Here is a 292-nt window from a genome sequence, read left to right as displayed (position 1 = left end):
GCGGCTCGTCGTCAGCGTCCTCGTCAGTCGTTTCATCTTCCTCGCCGCTAACTTCTGGCGTGCCCGATTCGTCCGCCGGTGCGTCGTCTTCGTTTAACTCGGCTTGCGGTTCGTCGTCAGCGTCCTCGTCAGCCGTTTCATCTGCCTCGCTAGTCGCTTCTGGTGCAGCTGGCTCGTCCGCCACTGCGTCGTCTTCGTTTAGCTCTGCTTGCGGCTCGTCATCAGCGTCCTCGTCAGCCGTTTCATCTGCCTCGCGAGTAGCCTCTGGCTCAGCTGGCTCGTCCGCCGGTGC

General features: G+C 62.7%; 1 pseudogene. It reads right to left on the bottom strand.

From position 1 onward, the window contains the following. A pseudogene (locus tag BZG25_RS16035) lies at positions 1–292 on the bottom strand (hypothetical protein); the annotation flags it as partial.

Origin of the sequence: Salinivibrio sp. ML198, from assembly GCF_001996015.1 — a bacterium.
Lineage (GTDB): Bacteria > Pseudomonadota > Gammaproteobacteria > Enterobacterales > Vibrionaceae > Salinivibrio > Salinivibrio siamensis.
Note: the sequence above shows the minus strand (reverse complement) of the source record. Positions and strands in the feature narration are given on the sequence as shown.